Genomic DNA, 22,366 nt, shown 5'->3' with positions numbered 1-22,366 from the left:
CGGAAACTGTGAAATTGTCACCGAAGCTGGAGCTCGCCGGGATTTCCCTGCGGGACATGGGCAACGCGGACATCAGGGAAGTGGAGGCCTTGGAGCGCCGGCTGTTCCCCGTCGACGCCTGGCCACTCCAGATGTTCATCGATGAATTGGCCCAGCCGGGAACCCGCCGCTATGTGGTGGCAGAGGTGGGCAACGAAATCGTTGGTTACGCCGGCCTGATGTGCATCGAGCCCATCGCGGATGTGCAGACGATCGCCGTCGTCCCTGAGTACGAGGGCAAGGGGATCGGCTCGGCCATGTTGACCGAATTGATCGACGAGGCCCGCCGCCGCGGCGCCGCAGATGTCCTGCTTGAGGTTCGGGCAGACAACCCCCGGGCACAACAGCTTTACCTGCGCTTCGGTTTCGAGCAGATCCACGTCCGGCCACGCTACTACCGTGATGGCACCGATGCGCTGATCATGCGGTTGCAGCTCGGCGATGCGCCCACCCAGGAAGGACCCACAGCATGAGCACGCCTGCTCCGCACCAGCCCTTGGTGCTCGGTATCGAATCGTCCTGCGATGAGACAGGTGTCGGCATCGTCCGTGGGACTACCTTGCTCACCAATACGGTCTCTTCTTCCATGGATGAGCACGTGCGGTTCGGCGGGGTGATCCCGGAGATTGCCTCCCGCGCGCACTTGGACGCTTTTGTTCCGACCTTGCAGGAGTCACTGCATGAAGCGGGCGTGACCCTTGAGGACATCGACGCCATCGCCGTGACATCCGGACCAGGCCTTGCCGGGGCACTGATGGTTGGAGTTTGCGCCGCGAAGGCGTTGGCTCTCGCCACCGGAAAACCCCTGTACGCGATCAACCACCTGGTGGCCCACGTTGGTGTTGGGCTGCTGGACAAGCGGCCCGGGACGAACGGAAAGCCCGACGCCGGTGCTGCCGCCGGCCTGAGTGCCGGGACGTTGCCGGAGAACCTCGGAGCGCTCCTGGTCTCGGGTGGTCACACGGAAATTTTGCGCATCCGCAGCATCACGGACGATGTCGAGCTGTTGGGTTCGACCATCGATGACGCCGCCGGGGAAGCGTACGACAAAGTAGCGCGCATCCTGGGCCTCGGCTACCCGGGCGGCCCCGCCATCGACAAACTGGCCCGCCAAGGCAATCCGAAATCGATCCGTTTCCCTCGCGGGCTGACCCAGCCCAAATACATGGGCACTGCGGAGGAGAAGGGCCCGCACCGTTATGACTGGTCATTCAGTGGTTTGAAGACCGCCGTGGCACGGTGTGTGGAGCAGTTCGAGGCCCGGGGCGAAGAAGTACCCGTGGCGGACGTTGCGGCAGCCTTCCAGGAGGCCGTGGTGGATGTCATCACCTCGAAGGCAATCCTGGCGTGCAAGGAGAACGGCATTACCGACCTCCTGCTCGGAGGGGGCGTCGCCGCCAACTCGCGGCTCCGGGAACTGACGGGGCAGCGTTGCACCTCGGCTGGAATCAAGCTTCACGTACCCGCGTTGGACCTGTGCACGGACAACGGAGCCATGGTGGCGGCCCTCGGAGCCCAGTTGATCATGGCAGGCGTCGGCCCCAGTGGGGTGGAGTTCGCGCCGGATTCGTCAATGCCGGTCACCACGGTGTCAGTACCCGCCTAGCCAACAAGCAACGCGGGGTCACTTATGGCCCATCCCGACAGCAATTATGGGCCATAAGTGACCCCGCGTTGCCTCCTAGGCGTCCGGGCCTTTGCGCATCTGCTGGACGAGGTCCATCACCACGGCCTGGAGGTCGCCGTTGTGTTCGGCTGCGACGCGGCGCTGGCGCTGGTAGCTGGCACCCCGTTCGATGATCTTTGCGACATCCTTCAGTTCCTCGGTGCAACCAAGTTCGGCAGCGATGGGTTCCAGTCGTTCCAAGGTCTCGGCCAGGTGCTCGGTCACCAGCTTTTCGTTGCCTTCAGCATCGAGGATGATGATGGCTTCCATGCCGTAGCGGGCAGCGCGCCACTTGTTTTCCTGCACGTGCCACGGAGGCATGGTGGGAATGGTTCCGCCGGCGTCGAGGATGCTTGAGAATTCATGGACCAGGCACTGGGTCAGCGCCGCGATCGCACCCACTTCCTCCAGCGTGGCGAGTCCGTCGCAGATCCGCATCTCGATGGTGCCCAGGGCAGCAACGGGCCGGATGTCCCAGCGGATTTCCGAAATCGCGTCAATCACGCCGGTGGTGAACATGTCCTGGACATAGGCTTCGTAGCCTTCCCAGGTGTCGAACTGGAAGGGGAGTCCCGCCGTCGGGAGTTGCTGGAACATGAGCGCGCGCTGGGAAGCGTAGCCCGTTTCTTCGCCGGCCCAGTAGGGGCTCGAAGCCGACAACGCCTGGAAGTGCGGGAAGTAGTTGACCAAACCGTCCAGGATGGGAAGGACTTTTTCCTTGCGGTCGATCCCAACGTGGACGTGCACGCCGTAGATAACCATCTGGCGTCCCCACCATTGGGTCCGTTCGATCAGCTTGGCGTAACGCTCTTTGTCGGTGACGGGCTGCAGCAGGGGAGGGCTGAACGGGTGGCTGCCGGCGCAAAACACTTCGACACCCATGGGATCGGTGACTTCGCGTACTGCCTCCAGGGAGCGGCTGAGGTCCTCTTTGGCGTCCTTGACCGTCTCGCAGATGCCGGTGACGAGTTCCACAGTGTTGAGCAGGAGCTCGCGCTTGATGTGGGGGTGTTCGTCGTCCTCGTTGAGGTCCGGGTGGTTCGCTGCCACGCCTTTGAGGACATCGTTTGCCACGGAGACCAGTTCCCCCGTGCGTGCATTGACGAGCGCCAACTCCCATTCCACACCCAGTGTCGATTGCCTGGATGGCGCAAAATCAATCTGCACGTAGTCCCCTCAGAATGTACTTCCCGGTTGAGGGTTGCCCCAGCCGGCCGTGGTTCCCCGCTGCGGGGCCGCCAGCGGTCGGATCAAGTCTAATGCAGCCTCAAGGTCCAGCCTCACGGAACGTAACCGTTCGCTGCCCATGGATTTGCTATTGAGAATCGTTCGCATTATTCTTTTCCCATGCATTTCACCGTCGTCAGCTCCCTGGACAGTCAGTGCCGCGAGGCGGCCGCAAAACGGCTCGGCCGCACGCACGCCAATTCAGTGGTGGTCCTCCACGACCTCCTGGACGGATCGCTGGTCCTTCGCCGTGTATTCCGCGATGGCCGGCTCTTCGAGCGGGAAACGACGCTGTTGGAACACGGTTGCCTCAGTTGCACGGTCCGGTTGGATGTAGTCCCGACGGCGGAACGACTCGCCGCGTGCGGCTTCGACCATGTGGTCCTTGGCCTGCCTCCGGGTGTCGCCACGGGCATGGCCGTGGACGAACTCCGCCGCGGACTCGACGGCCCCGTGATCATTGACAATGCGGTCCTTGCCCTGGATCCGGCGGACGTGGACAACCACATATGGGACCGCCACACGCTGTTCGAATCCGGCTTCACATCGATGCCCAGCGACGAACGCACGAGTGGCGAGTTCCTTGTCGGCGAGTTCGGGCAGGTGGACACGGTGCTCATGTCCCCGGGCCTGGGATCCGTTTTGTCCGGCAATCCCGGGGAGGGATCAGAACCCTGGCTGACGGGAGTCGAACTGCTGGGGCAACTGGCGCCCCACGCACACCTCGTCGCACCAGCTGACACCTTCCGGCCAGGCTGCTTCGACCCCGCCGAGGCAGCGGCCCGGAACCGGCCCGGCGTCGTGCGCCTTCCCGTCAGTGACTCGCACGGTTCCTTCACCACCGTGCTGCACAAAGCCGGACGTCCCTTGCACCCCGGCCGCTTCCGGGACGCCTTGCCGTACCTGGCCAGTGGAACCCATTGGATGCGCGGACGACTCTGGATTGCCTCGGCTCCCACAACCCGCATTGCCGTGCAGGGCATTGGTCCCCGGGTCTGGCTCGAAAGCACGGGAACGTGGCTGGCCGACCGGCCTGAACAGGTGCCCGTAGGGGACGTGGATGCCGCCCTCGACTGGCACCCGAGCCATGGAGACCGTGGCACGGTCCTGGCCCTCACCGGGTACTCGCAGGACATCGACGCCGGGGAAGTCCGCGATCTCCTGGACAGCTGCCAGCTCACGGAGGCCGAAATGAAGGACGACTTTGCCCAAACCACCCAAGAAGAAGGAGAAAAACCATGAAGGTCAGGAACTCGCTGCGTGCACTCAAGAAGATCCCGGGCGCCCAAATCGTCCGCAGGCGTGGCCGCACATTCGTCATCAACAAGAACAACCCGCGAATGAAGGCGCGCCAAGGCTAAACGGTCAACGGCCCGTTGTTTAATGGGTGGATGCCCATCCTGAATAAAGACATGTCCCTGTGCATTTCGCTCGCGGCCCGCCCCAGCAATATCGGGACCCGGTTCCACAACTATCTGTACGATCTGCTCGGCTTGAACTTTATCTACAAGGCATTCGCACCCGCGGACATCACCCTTGCCGTCGCGGGCATCCGCGGTCTCCCGATCCGGGGCGCCGCGGTGTCCATGCCGTACAAGGAGGCCGTCATTCCGTTGGTGGATGTGCTGGATCCCTCGGCCAAAGCCATCGATTCGGTGAACACGATCGTGAACGACGACGGCGTCCTGACCGCCTACAACACGGACTACATCGCCATTGCGCGGCTGCTGAAGGACCACGAGGTCCCCACAAGCCACACGGTCCTGCTGCGCGGCGCCGGGGGTATGGCGAAGGCAGTTGCCGCAGCCCTCCGGGATGCCGGGTTCACCGCCGTCACCATCGTGGCCCGCAATGAAACCACTGGCCGCGCTCTTGCGGAGCTGTACGGCTTCGGCTGGCAGGACGACGTCAACGGAGCAACCGCGGACCTCATCATCAACGTCACACCGCTAGGCATGGCCGGAGCGGATGAAACTGCGCAGTCCTTCGATGACGCCACCATTGCCGCTGCGCAAGGGGTCTTCGACGTCGTTGCGCTGCCCTCCGAAACGCCGCTCATCACCGCTGCGCGGGCTGCCGGAAAGCCGGTCATCACCGGGGCCGAAGTCATCGCCATCCAGGCGGAGGAGCAGTTCGTCCTCTACACGGGGGTGCGCCCGACTCCCGGCCAGGTGCGCGAAGCCTCTGAGTTCTCGCGCCGCTGAAGCCTCAGGCGGACACCGGCTCCACCACAACAGCCACCCGATCCTCGCCGATCCTGGTGAGGGCCGGGTGCTTGTCTCTCTAACGTTGTAATCGAGAGCCTCCTGTCGTATACACTCTTGCTTGGATTAATCATTTCGATTGATTAATCAGAATCCTTACTACTTTGTTTGGGGGCAAGCAGTGGTGTTCGAGATTGACAGTGGCAGGGCTTTGGCGGTGGTGGCTGCATCGAGGCAGCGCATCAGTGTGCTTCCTGGCGTCCAGTCGCAGCTTCGGCATGCGTTCGATGCCCTGGGTGGTGTGCTTCGGAGCGGACCCGCCTACTCGGCTCTTCAGTACTACGCAGACTCGGTACTAACCACGGATGTGCGTGCTCTGGTACAGCGAACCGCGAACATCTTTGGCGGGGCCCAAGCCGCGGTAGCGGCCTATGTTGCCTGCGACGAGACGATGGCGGCGACAGCGCTGGCGAACGCACGGAGTACGGGTGCAAAGAGCCCCTGGGATTTCCCGCCCGGAATGTCCTGGAATCCGGCAAGGTAGGGCCACCATGTACCAGGTCGATGCATCTGCGTTGGATGGGTGGCCCGATCCCGCGGCGTTGGAGTTCTCCGCAACCCCATTGACGGAGAATGCGCAGGGAGTCGTCAATGCCGTGCAATCGGCGGCTTCGGAGTGGTCAGCAATGGCCGACGCCTACCGTGCCCCCGAGGCTCCACAATTGTTGTCGTTGTTCCAGCCGGTTACCCGGAAGAGTGAGGAAATCCGGACAGGTCTGGTCGTGGTCTACCGGGCGTTGATGGCGTACGCCGACGCTCTTCGGGAGCTGAACCGGCGTCGTGGTTTGCTGCTGGATGAGATCGCGCGCTTTCATGGCGAGCGGGACGAATGCGAAACCCGTGCTGCCTTCATGGAAACCACGGGCGATGTTTCCTTCTCGGTTAGTGGAGTGGCTATGGCTTCGCAGGCCGCCGACCTCGAGCGCCGTGTCGGGTCGCTGGCTACGGAGCATGAGCACGCTCAGGAGGCCTGTGCCCGACAGATCAAACGGGTGTATTCCGTCGACCCGTCCGTGCCGGTGTATTACGACGGCGGCGCATTGACGGAGTTCAAGACGGAATGGACCCGGTACCAATTGAAGGGGCTGGAGGCCAAGGGCGGGGGAGGACTGGAGACGCTTCTGTTGCTGACGTCGCTGACGCCCGGGCGGTTGCTTGACTACGGGCTTGCCGAGTCCGACTACCTTCGCTCCGGACTGGCCTCGCCACCGGCCGTTTCCAAGGTCAAGGAATGGTGGGCTGGTTTGTCCCCGGAGCAGCAGGCCGCGTTGGTAGTGGCTGCCCCTGGAATCATCGGGAGCCTCAACGGGATACCCTACGCCGTCCGGGCAAAAGCGAACCGGGTCAACCTTGATGCGGTCTATAACGACACCCGGACCAGCGAAGCGGACAAGGTGGCGCTGCGGGTTATTTACGATTCACTCGTCCCAGTGGAAAACGGGCCGGATGCCCCGGCGAGAACCATTGTGTCATTCACTCCTGACGAGAACGGCAAACCGCTTGTTGCCCTTGCGATCGGAGACCTGGATACAGCCTCCAATGTGACCTGGAACGTCCCGGGCATGAGGACTACGGTGGCTGATGGTCTCGAGTCGTGGACCAAATCTGCGCAAGACCTGTACAACGAACAACTCCGCACCTTCTCAGAGCCGGCAAAAGCTCCTACTACCGCTGTAGTGTCCTGGGTTGGTTACGACTCTCCCGAGGCGCCGCCAAGCGGTGAGGTGTTGTCGACCGAGCTGGCGAAACGCGGCGGAGCAAAGCTCGCTGCTGCATTGGATGGCTTCAGCGAGACCCGCGCTGGGATAGGTGAGAACGCCGTGGAACCGCGCCTGAACCTTGTGGCCCACTCCTACGGCAGCACTACGGCCTCTTATGCCTTGATATCCATCAGTCAGGAGATCGCGACCGCTACGTTTTTTGGCTCGGCCGGGATTGAATGGCGGGAGATCGGCTCTGCCGCGGACCTCCACGTGGCGAAGGACGCCGCTGGTCAGCCGGAAGTCTATGTGACGGCGGCGAGCGAGGATCGAGTAGCTCCGTTGGGGATCATGGGGAGTGGCTTGAGAGGACGTGAGGGGCGTTTGGATCCGACAGGTGACTGGTTCGGGGCTAAGTCCTTCTCCTCCGAAGGCGGTTATGATCCTGAAACAGGTCACCTCTATACCCGGACAACTGGCCACGACGCCAAAGGGTGGGCAGCCAGCAACAGCGGAGATTCGATCTTTGCTGCTACCAGCTCCCACGGTTACCTGGATCTAAACACCGAGTCAGCCCACAACATAGCCTTGACCTCAACGGGGCGCGGTGAACAAATCAAGCAGTTGCTGCCACTTCAACGTGAAACCCAAGCGGGATTCGGGGGAATGGACTTTCCTGCAGGACGGCTAGTCGAGCGGAACCTAACTCCGGACGAGCTAACCGAGGAATTAAAGGAAATTGACAAATGACTAAAACTACATACAAGCACAAGGTGTGGTTGGTGTTGGTGATGATGGGGTGTTTGGTGGCGTCGGGATGCAACGGAAATTCAGCAATTAATGGTCAGGGTGGAACGCCCGGACCCGGACAGCGGAGCGCAGAAGAAGTTTTCATTGACTTCTTGGACGCCATTGACGACACCGTGCAGCATTCCGGCACCGATTGGCCCGCATGGGATCGAAACCACACCGCGGGTTTCTTTCCGCCGCCTTGTTCAGTTCAGTCTCGAGACGATGGGCGGGCGTATCAGACTCAAATCGAGGGAGGCCCCGTCGATGATCCCCGGGCCGCGGTGGAACGAATGAGGACCCACTGGGAGAGCAAGGGCTACAAGATTGGAAATGTCTTCGACAATATGGGCGCGAATACCACCGGGATTGAGATCGGTGCGTCGACTCCACGGGGAATGATCCTGATTTTCACACCGTCTAAGCACACCTCATTCATAAATGTACAAAGCGAATGCACATTGGATCCTTCGGCGAAGAAGGTGACCGCCTAGCCTTGGGTGGTCGAATGCCACGCAGGCTGTTAGAGGAACCACGGCGCAATCGGACTTCCGATGTAATCGTCATGGTTATCGCGAGCTTGGTTCTTTGTGCGTGTGGCGGGGCGTCGCCCAGCGATCAGGGCGGGGAACCCGGACCCGGTGAGCGGAGCGCCCAGGAGGTGTTCACAGAGTTTATGGATGCCGTTGATGACACGGTGCAGTTTTCGGGCATGGACTGGCCCATCTGGAACCGAAGCCACACAGCAGGTTTCTTTGCTGGCCCGTGTTCAGTAAGAACACGGGATGATGGTCGGGCTTACCAAACCCAGATCGAAGGTGGCCCTGCACTCGACCCGCAGGTTGCTGTGGACCTGATGAAAGCGCATTGGGAAGAGAAGGGGTACACGATTGGCAATGTATTTGATGATGGGAACCCTGCCACGGGAATTCAGCTGAATGCGCGTACGTCAACAGGCGTTCGCTTGCAGTTCTCGCCCACCCCGCACGTCAGTTTCATTAAGGTCGTCAGTGCTTGCACATTGGACCCGAATGCCAGGAAAAAAACCACCTGAAATGGCGGGTGTTACAAGCGAATCGGCTACGTTTTCTGCGCGACACTGTCACGGGATAAGGGTGCTCTCACTGCTCAGCGTCATGGTTATATTCGCTTCGGGGTGCGCTGCAAACCAACCAGGTGACGGTCATCGCGGCGAGCCTGGTCCAGGCGAGCGGAGCGCCCAGGAAGTTTTCACGGACTTCATGGATGCCGTGGATGACACAGTGCAGAAGTCCGGTGCAGATTGGCCTATTTGGAACCGAAGCCACACCGCCGGATTCTTCCCGGGGCCGTGCTCGGTTCGTTCTCGGGACGATGGTCGGGCCTATCAGACGCAGATAGAGGGCGGCCCGGTTGAGGACCCGAAAGCCGCGGTGGAACGAATGAGGGCCCACTGGGAGTCCAAGGGTTACGAGATCGGGAACATTTTCGACAACATGGGCGGCAATACCACCGGCATTGAAATCGGCGCCTCGACTCCACGGGGTATGGTCCTGATCTTCACACCGTCGAAGGGGACCTCATTCGTTAACGTGCATAGCGAGTGCACCCTGGATCCGGCTGCAGACAGGAGGACGACGTAGTTGTGGTTCGCGGATTCTCTGTGCCCATCGTGAGGGTGCGGTGGCGTTTGAAGGTGTTGGCGATGATGGTGGCGATGGTCGTGATGCTGTCAGGGTGCAGTACAAACCCTGAGGATGGACACGGAGAGCCTGGGCCCGGAGGGCGGAGCGCCCAGGAAGTGTTCACGGACTTCATGGATACAGTGGATGACACTGTGCAACATTCGGGTACTAATTGGCCCGACTGGGACCGCAACAATTCGTCGGGCTACTTTCCGCCTCCATGCTCTGTTCAGGTTCGTGATGATGGCAGGGCATATCAAACGCAGATCGAAGGCGGACCTATTGCCGATCCTCAGGCTGCTGCGCAGCGAATGAAGGCTCACTGGGAGTCGAAGGGCTACGAAATAGGCAATTATTTCGACGACGGCAACCCCGCTACGGGAGTTCAGATTAACGCGCGAACGCCAAGCGGGGTCCGGATACAGTTTTCGCCGACTCCGGTGGGGAGCTTAATCAATGTGATCAGCGATTGCACTTTGGATCCAACTGCCGACAGGAGGACGACGTAGCTGTGGTTCGCGGATTCTCTGTGCCCATCGTGAGCGTGCGGTGGCGTTCGAAGGTGTTGGCGATGGTGGTGGGGATGGTCCTGATGCTGTCAGGGTGCGGTGTAAGCAAAATGGGTGGTCAGGATGGCAAGCCCAGGCCAGGCGAGCGGAGCGCCCAGGAAGTTTTCACGGACTTCATGGATGCCGTGGATGACACAGTGCAGAAGTCCGGTGCAGATTGGCCTATTTGGAACCGAAGCCACACCGCTGGATTCTTCCCGGGGCCGTGCTCGGTTCGTTCTCGGGACGATGGTCGGGCCTATCAGACGCAGATAGAGGGCGGCCCGGTTGAGGATCCACAGGCTTCCGTGGACGCCATGAAGGCCTACTGGGAATCGAAGGGTTACAAGATTACGCACGTCTTCGATAACAGGGGCGATAACACCACAGGAATTGAGATTCATGCCGTAACTCCCCGGGGCATGCTCCTGAATTTTACGCCGACCAAGACCGTTTCGTTTGTCAAAGTTGTGGGTGAATGCACTTTGGATCCGGCTGCCGACAGGAGAACGACGTAACGGTGAATCGCGGAGTCTCGGTGCCCTCACAGAGCGTGGGATGGCGCTCGAAGGTGTTGGCGATGATGGTGGCGATGGTCGTGATGCTGTCAGGGTGCAGTACAAACCCTTCGGATGGACACGGAGAGCCAGGGCCCGGAGAGCGGAGCGCTAAGGAGGTGTTCACGGAGTTCATGGATGCCATGGAAGATACGGTGCAGCAATCGGGCACGTCGTGGTCCGAGTGGGACCTGCGCGATACGGCTGACTATGTAACGGAACCCTGCGGCATTCACGAGCGAGCCGACGGTCGGTTGTATCAACGGCAGATCGAAGGCGGCCCCGTCGAGGATCCAAAGGCGGCAGTGGAAAGCATGAGGGCCCATTGGGAGTCGAAGGGTTACAAGATCACACACATCTTCGATAACAGGGGCCCTAATACAACAGGAATTGAGATCCACGCCGTAACTCCCCGCGGCATGCTCCTGATTTTTACGCCGACCAAGACCGTTTCGTTTATCAAGGTCGTAAGCGAGTGCACCCTGGACCCCGCCGCCAGGAAAAAGACCACCTGAGCGTCGCGGCCAGTGGAGCAGTGCTACGCAGTCACCGGCTCCACGACAACAGCCACCCGCTCCTCGCCGATCCTGGTGAGGACGAGGGTGGCTGTTTTGGCATCCTTGCCCTTGGCAGGCTTGCCCGGCAGCAGTTGCTTGCGGAGCTCTTCGGGGGTCACTGCGGTGCCACGCTTCTTGATGTCCAGGACAGTGATGCCGTTGCTCTTGACCCAGGCTTTGAGGGCCTTGACGTTGAACGGCATCACCTCCAGCACTTTGTACGCGCGGGCAAAGGGGGTGTCGTGGGGTTCGGGGGCGCAAATGTAGGCGATGTGCTCGTCCACAAGATGCCCACCCAACCGCTCAGCGACGTCGGCCACCAGCCCTGCGCGGATCACCGCACCATCCGGTTCGTAGAGGAAGCCTTCAACAGGCCCGACGGCGGCGACTGGGCCGCCGTCGAAATCCTCACCGCTGGTGATTTCCGCAGCGCCCTGGCTGCCAAGGACCAATGCCGCGCGGCGAACGCCGGGCCGTGCAACGGCGTTGAACCACAGCGTGGCTTCGGTGACGTCGCCGCCCACGGACACCCACTGGACCTCGCAGTCCGAAGGCACGGAGTCGTGGGGGATGCCCGGGCCCATCTTGACCCCTACCGCACGCCCGGTGGCCGCAAGCCTTTCTACAAACGACAACGGAGGGGAGAAGGCCTCCGGGTCCCAGATCCTTTTGGTGCCGGACGTGGAGGTGGTGCGTCGGGCGGGGTCCAGCCAGACGCCGTCGATCCCCTCAAGGTATACCGACTCCGCGTCCGTGTGCACAACCCTCGCATGCGGAAATGGCATGAGGTTTATCATGGCGCAGGCCGCGGTGGTTTCATCCATCTCCACGGCAGTGACCGCGATATCCATCGAAGCCATAGCCATGGAGTCGGCGCCGAGGCCGCAGCCGAGGTCCGCAACGTGACTGATGCCTGCCTGGGCGAAACGTTCAGCGTGGCGGGCGGCGACATTGAGCCGGGTGGCCTGTTCCAAGCCGGCTTGAGTAAAGAGCATCTGGCGGGCGAATTCGCCGAACTTGGCCTCCGCGCGGGTCCGAAGGCGCGATTGGGTCAGGACGGCGGCTACAAGTTCGGGGGAGTGGCCAGCCTTCCGGAGTTCGGCGTTGGTGCTGAAAGCGTCAGCCTCCCGGTAAGGCCCCAGCGAGGCAAGAAGTTCCCATCCTTCAGTAGTCAGCAAGGGCGCGATCTGTTCCTGCGGTGCGTGAGGCATGGGAACAAGCCTAACGTCGCGCGTCATGGCAGTGTGACTGTGGAATCAGCCGGATAGGGTTGTTTTCATGGAAGACAACGCAGCCCCGCCGCCCTCCCGCCTCACCGTGTACGCCCGTCCTGCCCTGATTGCGGGCGCTGTCATCGCGGTAGTCTGCGTCGGCCTGCTGATTGTTATTTTCGCGCTGGACTCCTTCAATGCCGCAGCCTATTCCGTGTCGGGCAAGAGCGTCAGCGATCCTACGGATGAGGCGCGCGAGATCCGCGATCTTTACAGCGGCGCCCGCCTGGGCGGCGTGATCGCGCTGGTGATTTCCGGCGTCGTTGCAGTCGCCTCGGCGGTGGTCCTGTACCTGAACCGCGGCAGCGCGGCGCTGGATGAGGACGACGACGGCGAAGACTACGATCTGGACGACCTCAGGGACCAGTGACCGCAGTTCACCCATGACGAAATGCTGGCACTCACCTTGACCGAGTGCTAACGCCTTACATAGAGTCTAGTTAGCACTCTCCCCGTGAGGGTGCTAATCCCGCCAGGCGTCCACCGGCACCGCGACGACGGTTGTACGCCACGGCACCCTAGTTCTTAGTCCATGAATCAGCTCATGAAAAGGAGAGTCCGAGTGTCGGTCTCGATTAAGCCTCTTGAGGATCGTATTGTTGTTCGCCCGCTCGAAGCAGAGCAGACCACGGCTTCCGGCCTGGTTATTCCGGACTCCGCGCAGGAGAAGCCGCAGGAAGGCGAAGTTGTTGCAATCGGCCCCGGCCGCTTCGATGACAACGGCAACCGCGTACCGGTGGACGTAGCTGTCGGCGACGTCGTCATCTACTCCAAGTACGGTGGAACCGAAGTCAAGACCGGTGGCAGCGAGTACCTCGTCCTGTCCGCCCGCGATGTCCTCGCGATCGTCGTAAAGTAACTTCCTGGAGCCCCGCACCGCCGTCACGTTGGAATCATTCCGACCGACAGCGGTGCGGGTTTTCTGTCTCGAAAGGACACAACCATGGCAAAGCAGCTTGCTTTTAACGATGCTGCCCGCCGGTCACTTGAGGCCGGTATCGACAAGCTCGCCAACACTGTCAAGGTGACGCTCGGCCCGCGCGGCCGCAACGTCGTCCTGGACAAGAAGTGGGGCGCCCCCACGATCACCAACGATGGTGTCACCATCGCCCGTGAAGTCGAGCTCGACGACCCCTACGAGAACCTTGGCGCACAGCTGGCCAAGGAAGTCGCCACCAAGACCAACGACGTCGCCGGTGACGGCACCACCACTGCCACTGTGCTTGCACAGGCACTGGTCAAGGAAGGCCTGCGCAACGTTGCTGCCGGCGCCGCTCCCGGTGAAATCAAGCGCGGCATCGAAGTTGCCGTTGAGGCTGTCGCTGCACGCCTGCTGGAGAACGCCCGCGAAGTCGAAGGCACCCAGGTAGCCAACGTCGCAGCCATCTCCGCGCAGAGCGACGAAGTTGGCGAGCTGCTGGCTGAGGCGTTCGGCAAGGTGGGCAAGGATGGTGTCATCACCATCGAAGAGTCCTCCACCACGCAGACCGAACTGGTCCTCACCGAAGGCATGCAGTTCGACAAGGGCTACCTGTCCCCGTACTTCGTCACCGACGCAGAGCGCCAGGAAGCTGTCCTCGAGGACGCCCTCATCCTGATCAACCAGGGCAAGATCTCCTCGCTGCAGGACTTCCTGCCGCTGCTGGAGAAGGCACTGCAGGCCAACAAGCCCCTCTTCATCATTGCTGAGGACATCGAAGGCGAAGCCCTGTCCACGCTGATCGTCAACCGCATCCGCGGCACGCTCAACGTTGTTGCCGTCAAGGCTCCGGGCTTCGGCGACCGCCGCAAGGCCATGCTCCAGGACATCGCCACCCTGACCGGCGCCCAGGTTGTTTCCCCGGACCTCGGCCTCAGCCTGGACACCGTTGGCCTCGAGGTACTGGGTACGGCCCGCCGCATCACGGTCACCAAGGACAACACCACCATCGTGGACGGTGCCGGAACCGAGCAGGACGTTGCAGACCGCGTTGCACAGCTGCGCGCAGAGCTCACCCGCACCGACTCCGACTGGGACCGCGAGAAGCTGCAGGAGCGCCTGGCCAAGCTTGCCGGCGGCATCGGCGTCATCAAGGTTGGCGCAGCCACCGAAGTTGAGCTGAAGGAAAAGAAGCACCGCATCGAGGACGCTGTGTCCTCCACGCGTGCAGCCCTCGAAGAAGGCATCGTTTCCGGTGGCGGTTCCGCGCTCATCCACGCCCTCAAGGCTCTGGATGAGTCCCCGGCCGTCAAGGGCCTCGAAGGCGACGCTGCCGCAGCTGTCGGCATCGTCCGCCGCGCCCTGGTCCAGCCGCTGCGCTGGATCGCCCAGAACGCCGGTTTCGACGGCTTCGTGGTTGCTGCCAAGGTCTCCGAACTCGAAGCCAACCACGGTTTCAACGCCAAGTCCGGCGAGTACGAGGACCTGATCGGTGCCGGCGTGATCGACCCCGTCAAGGTCACCCGTTCGGCACTGCGCAACGCCGCTTCCATCGCTGCCTTGGTTCTCACCACCGAGACCCTGGTTGCCGAGAAGCCGGCTGACGAAGAAGACGCACACGCAGGCCACCAGCACTAAGCTGCCTGACCTGGAAAGCCCCGGCCACTGCTGAGTGGCCGGGGCTTTTTGCTGTCTTGTCGCCGGCGCGGGGCTGCTATTGCTGGCGTACGACGGCGGCGGTAACCTGACGCTTACACGGCGGCTTGGGCGGACCATCAGGGCCGCTGCCCGCCTCAAGGTGAGTCATGTCAGTACCTGCCACAGCTTTGGACCTGGGACGATCGGCCTTCACGGAGCACCGCTGGAGCGCCGCTTTCGAGTGCCTGGTTCGCGCTGACGACGACGGGGGCTTACCTCCGCAGGACATTGAGTTACTGGCTTCCGTCGCCATGCTTCTGGGACATAATGAGGAGGCCATTGGATATCTCACCCGGGCGCATAACGAGTACCTGACCGTGGGAGATACGGACAGTGCCCTGCGCTGCGCGGCGTGGTTGATCATGTTCTTGCTGGATGCAGGTGAACATGCCCGCGGGAGTGGATGGCTCGGGAAGGCCAACCGACTGGCGGAAAGCCTGGAGCACGCAACTGCTGGTGTGGGGTTCCTGCTTATTTCCGTTGCCCTCGGCTCCCTGCGCGGCGGGGACGCGGAGGCGGGTTATGTGAACTTCTGCCGGGCGTTCGAGCTGGGGGAGTCCTTCAATGAAAAGGACCTGCAAGCGATGGGCCGCCTGGGTATTGGAACATCCCGGCTGGCGCTGGGGTACCCGGAGGAAGGTCTTCGCACCCTGGACGAGCTCATGGTTTCGGTCATGGCGGGCGAGGTTTCTCCCATCCCCACGGGGATCATCTACTGCGCTGTCCTGGGCAGTTGCCGCCTTGCCCAGGACGTGGGGCGAGCGCGGGAATGGACCGCTGCCCTGGAACGTTGGTGCGGGGAACGTCCTGACATGGTCATGTTCGGCGCACAATGCCAGGCGTACCGGGCAGAGCTGCTGATCCTGCATGGCGCTTGGGACCAGGCCCTGGAGGTTGCACGTGCTGCCGAGGGGCGCATCAGGAAGGGTGATCCCGATGCAACGTTCGGCGCGTGGTACCAGGAAGGCGAAGTCTTCCGGCTACGGGGCCGTGCCGAGGAGACGGAACGGGCATTCAGGACAGCAGCGGAGACCGGCTTTGAGCCCGAGCCGGGGATGGCTTTGCTTCGTCTGTTGACTGGCCGGAACAGCGAGGCGCAGGCCCGCATCAGGCGGGCAGTAGCAGAGGCCGACCCGGGTAACAGGCGCAGGCTCCTTCCGGCGTTGGTGGATATCGAATTGGCCGTGGGTGAGACGGGCGCTGCCCGGGCCGCCGTCGAGGAATTGCTTGCGGGTCTTCGTGATGGCAGCCAGCTGCTGGAGAGCGCCGGTGCGCGCCAGGCGGAAGCCGCGGTGCTTCTTGCCGAGGGTGATGCCGGCGCAGCATTGCGGGCATCACGGCAGGCGTGGCGTCAGTGGTATGTCCTGGAAGCTCCCTTCAAGGCCGCTTGTGCCCGCGTCATCGCAGGCAGGGCTTGCGCCGCATTGGGGGATGCGGACTCGGCCGCTATGGAGTTCGAGGCGGCACTGGAGGAGTTCGCCGACCTGGGGGCGGCACCGGCAATTGCCGAGGTCCAGGCCCTTCGGAACGGTGGGGGAGAAGTCAAAACGGCGCTGACTCCTCGCGAGCTGGAAGTGTTGCGCCTGATTGCTGCCGGCGAATCCAACAAAGCCATTGCCCGTCAGTTGTACCTGAGCGAAAAGACAGTGGCCCGGCATGCAGGGAACATCTTTGCAAAGCTCGGTGTCGGCTCCCGGACGGCTGCCGCTTCCTACGCCTTCGAAAACCACCTCATCGGTTGACCATCTCTCACGTCCCACCCGTTTGGGGCGATCGCTCTCTCGCCGCTATCCCATGGGCATGAATGCCCAACAGTGAACCGTACAAAATGGGTAATTTGCCCGACGCGGCGGGAGGGTCCGCAGCCGTACTTTGGCTCTATCAGTACAGGCTGAATTACGGAGGAGGACATCAGCCATGGAATATCAACAGCACACTGAGCTGGACACGGTTGTCATTGGCGGCGGTCAGTCAGGCCTCGTGATGGGGTTCCACCTTGCCCAGCGGGGCCTCAGGTTCGTCATCCTGGACGAAAATACCCGCACGGGGCAATCGTGGCGGGAAAGGTGGGATTCACTGCGGCTCTTCACCCCCGCGAAATACGATGGCCTCCCAGGTAAGCCTTTCCCCGGCGACCGTTTGGCATTTCCCAGCAAGGATGAGATGGCAGCCTACCTCGAAGGCTATGCGGAAACCCTGGGGTTGCCCGTCGTTTTGGGGACGCGGGTGGATAAGGTGCAGAAGGTCGGGGAGGGCTTTGTCGTCAGCGCGGGGGAACGTTCGTGGCAGGCAAGAAACGTCGTAGTAGCTACGGGCGGTTCCCGGATTTCCAAGCGCCCGGATTTTGCCGGCGGACTTGATCCCTCAATTCGCCAACTCCACTCCAAGGATTATCGCAATCCCGATCAGCTCCAACCAGGACCGGTGCTGGTGGTAGGTCTTGGCAACTCCGGCGCGGAGATTGCGCTGGAGGTCAGCCGGACGCACGCTACCGCAGTGGCCGGCAAGCCCGGGGGCGAACTGCCGGTCCGGCACGGACGGGCCGCTGCCCGCTTCGTCCTTCCCGTGATCCGGTTCCTTGGCCTGCACGTGCTGACGCTGGGGACTCCAGTCGGTAGGAAAGTTGCTCCTCGGTTCAGGGCCACCGCTACACCCCTGATCCGGACCCGGACCAAAGAACTACGGGCAGCGGGCGTGGAGCTGGTTTCGAGGGTATCCGGAGTGGTAGAGGGCTTTCCCGTCCTCGACGACGGGACCTCCATGGCTGTAACCAACGTGGTGTGGTGCACCGGATACCACGAGGACGCGTACGGAGTGGAGTTGCCCGTTTCTGCCGAAACGGGTCACCAACGTGGAGTAGTGGATGCCATGCCGGGGCTTTACGTCCTGGGGCGCGAGTTCCAGTTCTCGGCCGCTTCAGCGACGCTCCCCGGGGTAGGCAAGGATGCCAGCTACCTGGCCGAGGTCATGGGTGCTCGAAGCGGCCTTTCCGCCGCCACTTTCCGTGGGATGCGTCACATTCCCGCCGGTCACATTGAGTAAGATCCCTTAGGATTGTTTTGCCATGTCACGGCCGCATTGACTCTGCCAGCCACAGGCGGTGCACAGGTTCAGCACGGTAAATCCATAGCGGAAGGTGGACTAATTGACCTTCGGAAGCCCCCTCAAGGAACCAAATTGACATGAGCATTGGGCCAAAACCGCGTATTATGGATGCTTTGTGCCACCCGCTGTGCCACTTGCTTTAAGGAACTGCCTCACGTGACTACCCCAACGTCGACCCCCGCCGCCCACCGTAGCAGGCGGGCTTCAGGTCCCGTTGCAAAGTCCAAGTTCCGCCCTGAAATCCAAGGACTCAGGTCCCTCGCCGTCCTCATGGTGGTGAGCTACCACATCTGGATCGGCAGGGTTTCAGGAGGGGTGGACGTCTTCCTCCTCATCTCGGCGTTCCTCATGACGTTGCAGTTCACGGGGCGTTATAAACAGAACCGTCCCATGGACCTCCTGCGGCATTGGCTGCACCTGTTCAGGCGGCTGCTGCCCGCCGTCGTGGTTGTCCTTCTGGGGACCTTGGCGGCCACCTTTGTTCTCCTGCCGCCGACCCGATGGGCGGAGATTGTCCAGCAGGCGTGGGCGTCGTTGTTCTACTACGAGAACTGGCTGCTGCAGAAGCTCGCGGTTGACTACTACGCCACGGACCACAGCCTGGCCAGCCCTGTCCAGCACTTCTGGTCGCTGTCCATCCAGGGACAGGTCTTCATCCTCTGGCCGATCATCTTTGCGGTCGTTGCGGTGCTCTGCCGGCGCTTCGCCCTGAGATACCGCGCCACTTTGGTGTACGTGTTCGGAATCATCTTCCTGGTCTCGTTCATCTACTCCATCATCTTCACGGCCACCAACCAGGCGGTGGCCTACTTCGATACCTTCGCCCGCCTTTGGGAATTCGCCTTGGGCACATTGCTTGCCCTGATCCTGCCGGGTTTGAACTTCTCCAAGCCCATCCGGGTACTGATGGGCTGGATCGGCGTCATCGCCATGCTCACGTGCGGCATTGTGCTGCAGGTTCAAACCGCCTTCCCCGGCTTCGTGGCACTATGGCCCACCCTTGCTGCAGTCGCCGTGATCGCGGCAGGCCAAACTGGCAGCCGCTTCGGGGTGGACCGGATTCTGAGTTCAAAGTTCCTGGTCCGTTTGGGCGATAACTCCTACGCTCTGTATCTCTGGCACTGGCCCATCCTGGTCATCGCCCTCGCATGGAGCGGCAAGGATCATGCCGGTTGGCTTTCCGGAACGGCGATCATCTCCCTGTCGCTGGTGTTGGCCTTCCTCACCACGAAGTACATCGAGAAGCCCTTCCGCCAGTGGAAGTGGCCTGAAATGAAGCGTCGTCGTGCGGTTGTGGCCATTGCAGCGTGCGTGGCAGTGGCCTCCGCACCCCTGCTTGGCTTCCAGTACAAACTGGACCTGGACGAACAAGCCGCGCAGGCGCGGATGGTCTTTGACAACCCCGGTGCCAAGTCCCTCCTGCCCACCTACGTGAACCAGATTGCCCCCAACGCCCTCACCCAACCCACCGCGGAACGGATCGGCCGCGACTGGGCAAAGCTGCCGGACGGCTGTTCGGGCGATACCAAGCCGGAATCGCGGCTACTCCAGGACAACTGCCAGCAAAACGACGTCGGCTCCGATGCAACCAAGACCGTGCTCGTGGTGGGGAACTCGCATTCCCAACAGTGGCTTGCCGCGCTGGGGCAGTTGGCCGAGGAGCACCACTGGAAGTTGTACGCCTTGCTGTACGGTGCATGTCCTTTCGCTACCGACGATCCTGACGTCGAGCCCGAATGCAACGAGTTCAACCAGGAGGTCCGCCGGCACATTGAGGAGCACGCACCCGACGCCGTCTTCACGGTAGGAACCAAGGCTGAACCGTCGGAGCCTGACGAGAAACTGACCCGCGGTTTCGAGGAAATCGTCTCCGAGATCACCGCGCGGGGGACGCAGGTTGTTGCCATCCGGGACAACCCCCGCTTTACCTACAGCCTCACGGACTGCACCCTCAACAAGGGGGTGGACAGCCCGGACTGCCGGCCACTCAAAGCCGACGTCCTGGCCGATCCCAGCCCTTTGGAAGAAGTCAGGGGCAAGTACCAGGACCTTTTCCTGATCGACATGACGGACCTGATCTGCATCGGTATCTACTGTCCGCCGATCATCGGCAATACCTTCGTCTACCTGGACGACAACCACCTGACCAAGACCTACGTAAAGAGCATGTCGGACATGCTTGATGAGAGGTGGTTTGCCGCTACGGGGTGGCAACAATGATGAGCACCAGCACGGTCGCGCACAGCGCGCATCAAGGAACGACGCCGGAACGCGGCTTCCGTCCGGAAGTCCAGGGCCTGCGTGCCCTGGCGGTGCTCATGGTGGCGGCCTACCATATCTGGCTTGGCAAGGTGTCCGGCGGTGTGGATGTCTTCCTGCTCATCTCGGCCTTCCTGCTGACGTTATCGTTCACCAGGAAACTCGAAGCCGGTTCGCCGTTGAAGCTGTTGCGGCACTGGCTCCACGTGTTCAAGCGGCTGTTGCCCGCCGTCGTCGTGGTTCTGTTGGGTGTACTGGCCGCTACCTGGGCCTTCATACCGCAGAGCCGCTGGCCGGATGTCCTCGCCGAAGCCTGGGCATCCCTGTTCTACCAGCAGAATTGGCAGCTCGCGGACAACGCCGTTGACTATTACGCGCAAAACCATCCCGGGGCCAGCCCGCTCCAACATTTCTGGTCGTTGTCCGTCCAGGGCCAGGTGTTTATCCTGTGGCCCCTGATCTTCGCCGCCGTCGCCCTGCTGCAGCCGCGGTTGGCCAATCTCATTCCGGGGAGAACGCTGACTCACCGGAACCTGCTGTTTGTCGTATTTGGCGTTGTTTTTCTGGCGTCCTTGGTGTTTTCCATCGACCAGACCGCAAACAACCAGGAGTATGCCTACTTCGATACCCGCGCCCGGCTGTGGGAGTTTGCGCTGGGTTCCCTGCTGGCACTTGCACTGCCGTACCTGAAGCCCGGGCGCCGGCTGCGGGTGTTCCTTGGCTGGGCCGGTATCACCGCGATGCTCGCTTGCGGCCTGGTGCTGACGGTGGATCGCTCGTTCCCGGGATTCATTGCGCTCTGGCCCACCCTTGCTGCGGCGGCGGTCATCGTCGCGGGGCAAAGCAACAGCCGGTTCGGTGCGGACCGTTTCCTCGCCTCCCGTCCCTTGGTCCTTGTGGGAAACAACTCCTATGCCCTCTACCTGTGGCACTGGCCGGTGCTGGTGTTCTTCCTCCTTGTCACCGGCACGGCGACTCCGGGTCTGATCCAGGGACTGGGCATCATGGCTGCGTCCATGCTGCTTGCGGTCGCCACCACCAGGTTCGTGGAGGAACCCATGCGCCGCTGGGAGTGGCCGGCCGTGCGGTCCTGGCGGGCCGCCGTCGTGATTGCCGCCTGCGGCGCCCTGCTGGCGATGCCCGTGACCGTCTGGCAGGGTGTCATTGCGGCCGAAGATGCCGCGATCGCCGGCCAGCCCAAGGAACTGACGCCCGGTGCCGCCGCGTTGTCGCCCGAATTCGCTGGGCAGCCGACCCAGGAAGCCATGATTATTCCGGCTCCGGGGGCCATGAAGGACGAGTGGGCCGACATCGATGGACTGTGCACGGGGGACAACGTGCCCAGCGATCCCTTGCTGCAGGGTTGCCTGCAGAACGACCAACCCGAGACCGTCACCAAGGAAATCGTGGTGCTGGGGGATTCGCATGCCCAGCAGTACATGGCTGCCCTTGGCCCCATCGCCAAGCAGCATGGCTGGGAAGTGGTGACGCTGCTGAAAGGCAGTTGCCGGTTCGGGGCCGAATCTCCGGAACGCACGGACGAGTGCAATGAATTCAACAAGGCCAGTTCCAACTACGTGATGGAACACAAGCCTGACGCAGTGTTCACGGTCGCCTCACTGACGCACGCGGATGCCCCTTTCGAGACGGAGGTGCCCGGCTACCTTGACGGCATCAAGCCGTTCACGGATGCGGGGATCGACGTCGTGGGAATCCGCGACAACCCGCGCTTCAGCATCAACATGCCCGAATGCGTCCAGAAAAAGGGACCGGACTCACCCGATTGCAATGCCCCGTTGGAGGAGTCCCTGGCTGAGTCTTCGCCCTTGGATGATTACGTTGGCAAGGTGGATCGCCTGTACCTGATGGACATGAGCGACTTCATCTGTGAGCAAGGGGCATGTCCGGCTGTGGTGGGCAACGTCTACGTCTACAAGGACGACAACCACCTCACCAAGACATACGTGCAAAGCATGATCCCGATGTTCGAGCAGCGCCTTCTGGCGGCCACCGGCTGGCCGGCCGGCTAGGTCCGCGACAGCGGAGAAACGGACGACGGCGGCCTGCCGCCAGTGCTGTTGCTCACACTCCGGCGTTACGGAA

Annotated in this window: 21 protein-coding genes; 19 read left to right on the top strand and 2 right to left on the bottom strand. The window is 62.0% G+C overall.

Annotation, left to right across the window (positions count from 1 at the left end):
- Positions 1-8: 8 nt before the first annotated feature.
- Together rimI and tsaD are read left to right on the top strand one after the other, a co-directional pair.
- On the top strand, positions 9-512 hold the full coding sequence (gene rimI / locus ACFUOZ_RS15965; protein ID WP_377549848.1) for a ribosomal protein S18-alanine N-acetyltransferase: 504 nt from the start codon (positions 9-11) through the stop codon (positions 510-512).
- Positions 509-1,645 (top strand): tRNA (adenosine(37)-N6)-threonylcarbamoyltransferase complex transferase subunit TsaD, encoded by a 1,137-nt coding sequence (tsaD, locus tag ACFUOZ_RS15960; RefSeq protein WP_377549846.1) that lies wholly within the window; start codon positions 509-511, stop codon positions 1,643-1,645. Before rimI ends, tsaD begins: the two co-directional genes overlap by 4 nt.
- Positions 1,646-1,720: 75 nt before the next feature.
- Here the strand turns inward: tsaD and ACFUOZ_RS15955 are convergent, their stop codons facing one another.
- Positions 1,721-2,872: a glutamate--cysteine ligase gene (locus tag ACFUOZ_RS15955; RefSeq protein ID WP_377549844.1), complete on the bottom strand. Its 1,152-nt coding sequence runs from the start codon at positions 2,870-2,872 to the stop codon at positions 1,721-1,723.
- A gap of 180 nt (positions 2,873-3,052) precedes the next feature.
- On the opposite strand from ACFUOZ_RS15955, the gene ACFUOZ_RS15950 reads away from it, so the two are divergent.
- From ACFUOZ_RS15950 to ACFUOZ_RS15905, 10 genes are all read left to right on the top strand, one after another.
- Positions 3,053-4,174: a GTP-binding protein gene (locus ACFUOZ_RS15950; RefSeq protein ID WP_377549842.1), complete on the top strand. Its 1,122-nt coding sequence runs from the start codon at positions 3,053-3,055 to the stop codon at positions 4,172-4,174.
- Positions 4,171-4,293, top strand: coding sequence for a type B 50S ribosomal protein L36 (gene ykgO, locus ACFUOZ_RS15945; protein WP_011775528.1), 123 nt, complete (start codon positions 4,171-4,173; stop codon positions 4,291-4,293). The genes ACFUOZ_RS15950 and ykgO overlap by 4 nt, the downstream gene beginning before the upstream one ends.
- A 30-nt stretch (positions 4,294-4,323) precedes the next feature.
- Positions 4,324-5,136 carry a shikimate 5-dehydrogenase gene (locus tag ACFUOZ_RS15940; RefSeq protein WP_377549840.1) on the top strand — a complete coding sequence of 271 codons (813 nt, stop codon included), beginning with the start codon at positions 4,324-4,326 and terminating at the stop codon, positions 5,134-5,136.
- A 139-nt stretch (positions 5,137-5,275) separates the two neighbouring features.
- Positions 5,276-5,680, top strand: a complete 405-nt coding sequence (locus ACFUOZ_RS15935) for a DUF6507 family protein (RefSeq protein WP_377549838.1) — start codon at positions 5,276-5,278, stop codon at positions 5,678-5,680.
- Between the two features lie 7 nt (positions 5,681-5,687).
- Positions 5,688-7,646 (top strand): alpha/beta hydrolase, encoded by a 1,959-nt coding sequence (locus ACFUOZ_RS15930; RefSeq protein ID WP_377549836.1) that lies wholly within the window; start codon positions 5,688-5,690, stop codon positions 7,644-7,646.
- On the top strand, positions 7,643-8,179 hold the full coding sequence (locus ACFUOZ_RS15925; protein WP_377549834.1) for a hypothetical protein: 537 nt from the start codon (positions 7,643-7,645) through the stop codon (positions 8,177-8,179). Before ACFUOZ_RS15930 ends, ACFUOZ_RS15925 begins: the two co-directional genes overlap by 4 nt.
- 182 nt (positions 8,180-8,361) lie before the next feature.
- Complete coding sequence (locus tag ACFUOZ_RS15920; RefSeq protein WP_377549832.1) at positions 8,362-8,739, top strand: hypothetical protein; 378 nt, start codon at positions 8,362-8,364, stop codon at positions 8,737-8,739.
- Positions 8,740-8,821: 82 nt separating this feature from the next.
- Positions 8,822-9,307: a hypothetical protein gene (locus ACFUOZ_RS15915; protein WP_377549830.1), complete on the top strand. Its 486-nt coding sequence runs from the start codon at positions 8,822-8,824 to the stop codon at positions 9,305-9,307.
- 571 nt (positions 9,308-9,878) lie between these two features.
- The gene (locus ACFUOZ_RS15910; RefSeq protein ID WP_377549828.1) at positions 9,879-10,415 is read left to right on the top strand and encodes a hypothetical protein; all 537 of its coding nucleotides are present in this window, start codon (positions 9,879-9,881) and stop codon (positions 10,413-10,415) included.
- A 173-nt stretch (positions 10,416-10,588) separates the two neighbouring features.
- A complete protein-coding gene (locus tag ACFUOZ_RS15905; RefSeq protein ID WP_377549826.1) occupies positions 10,589-10,969 on the top strand; it encodes a hypothetical protein in 381 nt (126 codons plus the stop codon).
- A gap of 23 nt (positions 10,970-10,992) precedes the next feature.
- Here the strand turns inward: ACFUOZ_RS15905 and ACFUOZ_RS15900 are convergent, their stop codons facing one another.
- Positions 10,993-12,222, bottom strand: coding sequence for an SAM-dependent methyltransferase (locus ACFUOZ_RS15900; protein WP_377549824.1), 1,230 nt, complete (start codon positions 12,220-12,222; stop codon positions 10,993-10,995).
- A gap of 67 nt (positions 12,223-12,289) precedes the next feature.
- Between ACFUOZ_RS15900 and ACFUOZ_RS15895 the strand changes: the two genes are divergently transcribed.
- The 7 genes from ACFUOZ_RS15895 (at position 12,290) to ACFUOZ_RS15865 (ending at position 22,293) form a co-directional block, all read left to right on the top strand.
- Positions 12,290-12,652: a hypothetical protein gene (locus ACFUOZ_RS15895; protein WP_377549822.1), complete on the top strand. Its 363-nt coding sequence runs from the start codon at positions 12,290-12,292 to the stop codon at positions 12,650-12,652.
- Positions 12,653-12,844: 192 nt separating this feature from the next.
- On the top strand, positions 12,845-13,141 hold the full coding sequence (gene groES, locus ACFUOZ_RS15890) for a co-chaperone GroES (RefSeq protein WP_018776625.1): 297 nt from the start codon (positions 12,845-12,847) through the stop codon (positions 13,139-13,141).
- An 84-nt stretch (positions 13,142-13,225) separates the two neighbouring features.
- The gene (gene groL, locus ACFUOZ_RS15885) at positions 13,226-14,839 is read left to right on the top strand and encodes a chaperonin GroEL (RefSeq protein WP_377549820.1); all 1,614 of its coding nucleotides are present in this window, start codon (positions 13,226-13,228) and stop codon (positions 14,837-14,839) included.
- 167 nt (positions 14,840-15,006) lie between these two features.
- Positions 15,007-16,641, top strand: a complete 1,635-nt coding sequence (locus tag ACFUOZ_RS15880; protein ID WP_377549818.1) for a LuxR C-terminal-related transcriptional regulator — start codon at positions 15,007-15,009, stop codon at positions 16,639-16,641.
- A gap of 175 nt (positions 16,642-16,816) precedes the next feature.
- A complete protein-coding gene (locus ACFUOZ_RS15875) occupies positions 16,817-17,941 on the top strand; it encodes a flavin-containing monooxygenase (protein WP_377549816.1) in 1,125 nt (374 codons plus the stop codon).
- A gap of 171 nt (positions 17,942-18,112) precedes the next feature.
- Positions 18,113-20,224, top strand: coding sequence for an acyltransferase family protein (locus ACFUOZ_RS15870; RefSeq protein WP_377549814.1), 2,112 nt, complete (start codon positions 18,113-18,115; stop codon positions 20,222-20,224).
- On the top strand, positions 20,221-22,293 hold the full coding sequence (locus ACFUOZ_RS15865) for an acyltransferase family protein (RefSeq protein ID WP_377549812.1): 2,073 nt from the start codon (positions 20,221-20,223) through the stop codon (positions 22,291-22,293). Before ACFUOZ_RS15870 ends, ACFUOZ_RS15865 begins: the two co-directional genes overlap by 4 nt.
- Positions 22,294-22,366 lie beyond the last annotated feature (73 nt).

Source organism: Paenarthrobacter sp. NPDC057355 (assembly GCF_042667405.1).
In the GTDB taxonomy this organism is placed as follows: Bacteria; Actinomycetota; Actinomycetes; order Actinomycetales; family Micrococcaceae; genus Arthrobacter.
Note: the sequence above shows the minus strand (reverse complement) of the source record. Positions and strands in the feature narration are given on the sequence as shown.

What these genes read in the sequence shown, in the direction of transcription:
- ACFUOZ_RS15905 (WP_377549826.1), top strand. Translation starts at nt 10,589, where the DNA reads ATGGATGCCATGGAAGATACGGTGCAGCAATCGGGCACGTCGTGGTCC.
- ACFUOZ_RS15865 (WP_377549812.1), top strand. Translation starts at nt 20,221, where the DNA reads ATGATGAGCACCAGCACGGTCGCGCACAGCGCGCATCAAGGAACGACG.
- groL (WP_377549820.1), top strand. Translation starts at nt 13,226, where the DNA reads ATGGCAAAGCAGCTTGCTTTTAACGATGCTGCCCGCCGGTCACTTGAG.
- ACFUOZ_RS15880 (WP_377549818.1), top strand. Translation starts at nt 15,007, where the DNA reads ATGTCAGTACCTGCCACAGCTTTGGACCTGGGACGATCGGCCTTCACG.
- ACFUOZ_RS15895 (WP_377549822.1), top strand. Translation starts at nt 12,290, where the DNA reads ATGGAAGACAACGCAGCCCCGCCGCCCTCCCGCCTCACCGTGTACGCC.
- ACFUOZ_RS15930 (WP_377549836.1), top strand. Translation starts at nt 5,688, where the DNA reads ATGTACCAGGTCGATGCATCTGCGTTGGATGGGTGGCCCGATCCCGCG.
- ACFUOZ_RS15875 (WP_377549816.1), top strand. Translation starts at nt 16,817, where the DNA reads ATGGAATATCAACAGCACACTGAGCTGGACACGGTTGTCATTGGCGGC.
- ACFUOZ_RS15870 (WP_377549814.1), top strand. Translation starts at nt 18,113, where the DNA reads ATGCTTTGTGCCACCCGCTGTGCCACTTGCTTTAAGGAACTGCCTCAC.
- ACFUOZ_RS15925 (WP_377549834.1), top strand. Translation starts at nt 7,643, where the DNA reads ATGACTAAAACTACATACAAGCACAAGGTGTGGTTGGTGTTGGTGATG.
- ACFUOZ_RS15920 (WP_377549832.1), top strand. Translation starts at nt 8,362, where the DNA reads ATGGATGCCGTTGATGACACGGTGCAGTTTTCGGGCATGGACTGGCCC.
- ACFUOZ_RS15940 (WP_377549840.1), top strand. Translation starts at nt 4,324, where the DNA reads ATGCCCATCCTGAATAAAGACATGTCCCTGTGCATTTCGCTCGCGGCC.
- ACFUOZ_RS15950 (WP_377549842.1), top strand. Translation starts at nt 3,053, where the DNA reads ATGCATTTCACCGTCGTCAGCTCCCTGGACAGTCAGTGCCGCGAGGCG.
- tsaD (WP_377549846.1), top strand. Translation starts at nt 509, where the DNA reads ATGAGCACGCCTGCTCCGCACCAGCCCTTGGTGCTCGGTATCGAATCG.
- ykgO (WP_011775528.1), top strand. Translation starts at nt 4,171, where the DNA reads ATGAAGGTCAGGAACTCGCTGCGTGCACTCAAGAAGATCCCGGGCGCC.
- ACFUOZ_RS15900 (WP_377549824.1), bottom strand. Translation starts at nt 12,222, where the DNA reads ATGCCTCACGCACCGCAGGAACAGATCGCGCCCTTGCTGACTACTGAA.
- ACFUOZ_RS15915 (WP_377549830.1), top strand. Translation starts at nt 8,822, where the DNA reads ATGGTTATATTCGCTTCGGGGTGCGCTGCAAACCAACCAGGTGACGGT.